This window comes from Dyella silvatica, from assembly GCF_026283955.1.
Lineage (GTDB): Bacteria > Pseudomonadota > Gammaproteobacteria > Xanthomonadales > Rhodanobacteraceae > Dyella_C > Dyella_C silvatica.
On sequence record NZ_JAPDPE010000186.1, the window covers coordinates 1 to 5342 of the forward strand.

Sequence of the window (5342 nt, forward strand, 5' to 3'; positions counted from 1 at the left end):
GGCCGTGTTGTTGGCGCCCATCGCCACCGCACCGGTACCGATCGCGGTGTTCGGGTCACCGATCGCCACCGCGCCATCACCGGTCGCCGTATTGCCCGAACCGATCGATACCGACTTGCCGCCGTTGGCCGTGGCATTGTGACCAATGGCCACCGCGTCATCGGTCGCCGCCTCCGCCGTATCGCCCATGGCTACGGAGCTGTTGCCCGAGGCCTTGGCACCCTTGCCGTAGGCCGAAGCGCCGGTTGCCGAAGCGATCGCCAGCGGACCGGCCGCGGTCGAATCCGTGCCGGTCGCCGCGGAGTCAGCCAGGGTCGAATTGGCATGGAAATACTTGATGCCGCCGCCGTTGTTAATGGTGTTGACGGTGCTGCCCAGACTGGTCACCGCACTATTGGTGGCAAACAACTGGCTACCGTTCACCGCATCGGTGCTGCTTGCCGTGACGCGGCCCGCCGCGACGTTGGTGAGGGTGCGTTCGTTACCCACGCTGCCCACGCTCACCGTCGACGTCGGCGAACCCCCGGCATAGTTATAGCTGCTGCCATTGATGCTGCCACTGGCCGTCGCTATCGCCGCCGCAGTCACCGAGCCCGCACCGAGTGCGACGTCGTTGGCGTTCGTGGCCACTGCGCTTTGACCGATCGCCACGCTGTCCGCGCCGGTGGCGGTGGAATCCGCACCGGTCGAGTTGGCATGGAAATACTTGGTACCGGTGGCGTAGATGTTGCTCACCTGATCGCCCAGGTTGGTCACATTGGTGTTGGTCGTATTGAGCTGCGAACCATTCACCGCTTCAGTGCTGGTCGGGCTCAAGGTGCCTGCCGCCACGTTAGTGATCTTGTTCGGGCCGCTACCCTTGTGGTTCGCGTTCCATGCACCGGTGCCACCGTTGGCGGCCGGGTCCCAGTTCAGCGCGTCGATCGAACCCACTTGGTTGTTCAAGTTGGTGATGCTGGTCGAATTGGCGGTGACTTGCTGATTGGTGGCGAACAGCTGCGAGCCGTTCACCGCATCGGTGCTGCTGCCGTTCAACTGACCGGCCGCCACGTTTTGGATCTGCCGGCCACCCACGCTCAACGCGGCCGTCGGCGTCGCACCGGCGAACGTATACGCGGTACCGCCGATGGTCGCCCCACTTACCGCGGTCGTAGCGCTGGTGCTGCTGTTTGCACCCAGCGCGACGTCGTTGGCGTTGCTCGCCACCGCGCCCTGGCCAATCGCCACGCTGTCCGCGCCCGTCGCGACGGAATCCGCACCGGTCGAGTTGGCATGGAAGTACTTGGTGCCGGTGGCGTAGATGTTGTTGACCTGATCGCCCAGATTGGTGATCGAGGTGGTGTTGCCCGCGATGGCCGTGGTGTTGTTCGTCACATTGGTGTTGGTCGTATTGAGCTGCGAGCCATTCACCGCTTCGGTGCTGGTCGGGCTCAAGGTGCCTGCCGCCACGTTAGTGATCTTGTTCGGGCCGCTACCCTTGTGGTTCGCGTTCCATGCACCGGTGCCACCGTTGGCGGCGGGGTCCCAATTCAGCGCGTCGATCGAACCCACCTCATTGTTCAAGTTGGTGATGCTGGTCGAATTGGCGGTGACTTGCTGATTGGTGGCGAACAACTGCGAGCCGTTCACCGCATCGGTGCTGCTGCCGCTCAACTGACCGGCCGCCACGTTTTGAATCTGCCGACCGCCCACGCTCAACGCGGCCGTTGGGGTCGCACCAGCGAACGTATACGCGGTACCGCCAATCGTCGCCCCGCTTACCGCGGTCGTAGCACTGGTGCTGCTGTTTGCACCCAGGGCTACGTCGTTGGCGTTGCTCGCTACCGCACCCTGGCCGATCGCCACGCTGTCCGCGCCGGTGGCGACAGAATCCGCACCGGTCGAGTTGGCATGGAAGTACTTGATGCCTGCGCCGTTGTTGATGTTGTTTACCGTGGTACCGATCTTGCCGACTTCGGTATTGGTGGCGAACAACTGGCTGCCGTTGACCCCGTCCGTGCTGGTGGCGCTCAACTGACCGGCAGCGACATTTTGCAATTGTCGCTCGGCGCCCGCCGTGCCCACGCTCACGACACCCGTGGGCGCGGTACCGGCAAAGCTATAGGCATCGCCATTAATCGTCGCACCGGTCGTCGCTACCGCAGCCACCGTGGTTGCGCCGTTGCCTAGCGCGACACTGTTGACGACGTTTGCATTGGCGCTGTTGCCTAGCGCGATCGCATTGATGGCGCTGGCCTTGCCGCTTGTACCGAGTGCGACGGCGTTGGTGGCGGTCGCCTCGGCGTTAAAACCCAAGGTCGCCGAGTTATCGCCATTGGCCCAGGCATCACGGCCCACTGAAACCGCTCGCAGTCCAGCGGCCTGCGTATTGCTGGCACCGATGGCAATCGCATCCTGACCGGTCGCCGTGGGCTTGAAAGCGCTGTTCTGCGACCCTGTGCCACCGATCGCGATACTGCCGTCGCCGGCAGCGGATGTATTGCCCACCGAGACCGAGCGCACTCCCGTCGCCGACGCACTGGCGCCAAACGCCGAGCTGCCCGCGGCGGCCGCGTTGGCACCGTTACCAACCGCCGTCGAAGCGGCGCCGGTGGCAACCGCCAGCGGACCGGCAGCCACGCTATCGGTACCTATCGCACTTGAATCGGCCGCGCTTGAATTGGCGTGGAAATATTTAATGCCAGCGCCGGTGTTGATGTTGTTGACCGTCGTGCCCAGGCTGGTCACTGCGCTGTTGGTCGCAAACAATTGACTACCGTTCACCGCATCCGTGCTGCTTGCCGCGACCCGGCCCGCGGCAACGTTGGTGATGGTGCGCTCGTTACCCACGCTACCTACGCTGACGGTGGAGGTCGGCGCCGTGCCGGCATAGTTGTAGCTGACGCCGTTGATGGTGCTACTGGCCGTCGCTACCGCCGCCGCCGTGGTCGAACTTGCACCCAAGGCGACATCATTGGCATGGCCTGCCGTAGCACCCTGTCCCAGTGCGACTGCACCATCTTTGCCGGCTGAAGCGGTGTTGCCAATGGCGACCGTGTTGCTAACGCTCAAGCCCTGGCCAGCATTGCTGCCGATGGCAACATTGTCGTTACCGTTGATTGACGCACCCGCGCCAGAACCGCTGGCAATGTTGTTATCACCAGTGACTGACGCACCGGCATTCGCGCCCGAGGAAGTGTTATTGCTGCCCGTCACATTCTGCCCAGCGAAAGCGCCGGAAGTCGTGTTGTTTGAGCCGAGCACGTTTATTCCGGCAGAGACGCCGCTGGCGGTGTTATTGCCGCCGGTCACGCCCTGCCCAGCACCGCTGCCGGTGGCTGTATTAAAGCTACCAGCCACGTTTTTGCCAGCATTTGCGCCATAGGCCGAGTTATCTTGATTGCTTGCGACACCCCCGCTACCCGCTGCGTTGCCGACGGCCAGTGAGTTAGCACCAAAGACCTGAGCGCCGTTGCCCATGGCAACACTGTTCGCGCCCGCCGCACTCGCACCGACGCCGGCGGCGATGGCGTTGAGACCCGTGGCACCGTGGTTGTTGTAGTTACCGCCCGCCGTGCCATTGTCGTTAACGCTGTAGTAGTGCGTCTTGTTGGCCGTAACCGTGGTGTCGAGATCGGCCAATGCATTGTTAGTCGCAAACAACTGGCTGCCGTTCACCGCATCCGTGCTGCTTGCCATGACCCGGCCCGCCGCGACGTTGGTGATGGTGCGTTCGTTACCCAAGCTGCCCACGCTAACCGTCGAGGTCGGCGCGTTACCGGCATAGTTGTAGCTGCTGCCGTTGATGGTGCCACTGGGCGTAGCGACAGTAGCTGCCGTGGTCGAACCTTGACCCAGCGCTACGTCGTTGGCCTTGGTCGCCACTGCGCCCTGACCGATCGCTACGCTGTTGGCACCCGTGGCGGTGGAATCCGCACCGGTCGAGTTGGCATGGAAGTACTTGGTGCCGGTGGCGTAGATGTTGTTGACCTGGCCGCCCAGGTTGGTGATCGAGGTGGTGTTGCCCGCAATCGCCGTCGTGTTGTTGGTGACGTTGGTATTGGTCGCATTCAACTGCGAACCGTTCACCGCATCGGTGCTGGTCGAGCTCAAGGTACCTGCCGATACCTTGGTCAAGGTGCGCGTGCCGCCACTGGCATTGGCAAAATTCACCACGGTGCCGCCGGTGGCCGCACCCACCGTGATCGAGTTGGTGTTGCTGGGGCTGATGCCGCCCACTTGCTGCACGATGCCGCTGGTGCCGTTGTTGATGTTGTTGATCGACGTGGTGTTGCCAGCGATCGCGGTCGTGTTATTGGCGATGTTGGTGGTGTTGCTGGTGACTTGCTGATTGGTGGCAAACAGCTGCGAGCCGTTCACCGCATCGGTACTGCTCGCACTCAACGTGCCTGCCGTGAGATTGGTGATTTTCACCCCGCCTGGGGGCGCACCGGCGCCGCCCGTGGCGCCGAGCGTGATGGTGTTGCCACCGGCGGCATCGTATTTCACCGCGATATTGGCGGTGTTGTTGACGTTGTTGTTCAGTGCCGTCAGCGCGCCGGCCACGCTGGTCTGCGCGGTCGGCGCACTCACCGCACCGCTGGCGCTGACACCGTTGATCGGCTGGCTGAAGCCGCTGATGGTGCCAGTGGCTGCGTTGTAGCTGGCGCCACCGCCCAGCGTGCTTGCCGTCGAGCTGCCCAGGTTATTGACGCCGGTCGCTACCGCGCTCAACTGCGAGCCGTTGATGGCATCGGTGCTGCTCGCCGAGATCACGCCGGCCGCCACGTTCTGAATCTGCCGCTCGTTACCCGCCGAACCGACCGACACCACACCGCTGGCCGCCTTGGCGATACCCGCCGCCGTGCCGCCGTACAGTGCCGTGGTGCCGGCATTCGGCGCCGCGGTGGTCGAACCGGCACCCAGCGCCAGGTCGTTCGCGTTATTGGCGACGGCGTTCGCGCCCAGAGCGATGGCATTCGCTGCCTTGGCGTTGGCGGTATTGCCTAAGGCTACCGACGAGGCACCTGCCGCGCTGGCGGCGTTACCGCCAGCGAAAGAGTTACCGCCAATGGCTTTGCTGCCACTGCCTACAGCCACATCGTTCGCCGTCGCTGGCGTGCCGCTGACACCGGCGATTGCACCGTTGCCCTGAGCGATCGAGCCATTGCCATAGGCATTGGCCGCTGGGCCGATCGCTGTGGAGTTCGTGCCGGCCGCGTTGGCGTCGGCCAAAGCCGAGTTGGTGTGGAAATACTTGATGCCCGCGCCGTTGTTGATGTTGTTGACGGTGTTGGTCACGTTGGTGACGTTCTGGTTGGTCGCGTACAACTGCGAACCATTCACCGCATCGGTGCTGGCCG

At 63.5% G+C, this 5342-nt stretch carries 1 protein-coding gene; it reads right to left on the reverse strand.

Annotation, left to right across the window (positions count from 1 at the left end):
• The coding region (locus OUZ52_RS22035; RefSeq protein WP_266160745.1) for a beta strand repeat-containing protein at positions 1-5342 on the reverse strand (5342 nt) is incomplete at both ends.